The sequence below is a fragment of the Vibrio sp. YT-19(2023) genome (assembly GCF_033337395.1).
In genome coordinates, this window is the sequence record NZ_JAWOQN010000994.1 from 1 (window position 1) to 547 (window position 547).

General features: G+C 52.1%; 1 pseudogene. It reads left to right on the forward strand.

The features are described from left to right. Positions 1 to 521: pseudogene (locus R7E78_RS29635) on the forward strand (MSHA biogenesis protein MshE); the annotation flags it as partial. Between the last annotated feature and the right edge of the window lie 26 nt (positions 522 to 547).

The following is a 547-nucleotide window of genomic DNA, read 5'->3' on the forward strand; positions in this document are numbered from 1 at the left end:
TGCACACCAACGATGCGGTCGACAGCGCACTGCGTATGATCGACATGGGGGCGCCAGGCTATCTCGTTGCCAGTGCCGTGCGTGCCGTTGTGGCTCAGCGATTGGTTCGCCGTGTTTGTCCAGATTGTAAAACCCAAGATCATCTCGATGAGTCGCGTCAACAATGGTTAGCAGGGCGTTTTCCAAATCAAGTTGGGGTGACTTTCCATAAAGGGGCTGGTTGTCAAAACTGTAACTTGACGGGGTATCGAGGTCGAATCGGTGTGTTTGAAATGCTTGAGCTGGAGCATGAGATGATGGACAAGCTGCGTGCGAATGATGCGGTTGGCTTTGCACAAGCGGCTCGACGTTCAGAAAACTACAAACCGCTTCTTGCCTCAGCAATGGAGCTTGCACTGCAAGGTGCTGTGAGCCTGGATGAAGTGATGACCCTCGGCGAGGGTGACGCTTCGGGTAAAACTGATCCCATTTTCATGGAGGTAAGTGAATGCCAACTTTTCGTTATCAAGGCCGCACATTAGACGGCTCATCAAACAGTGGCAAAGTC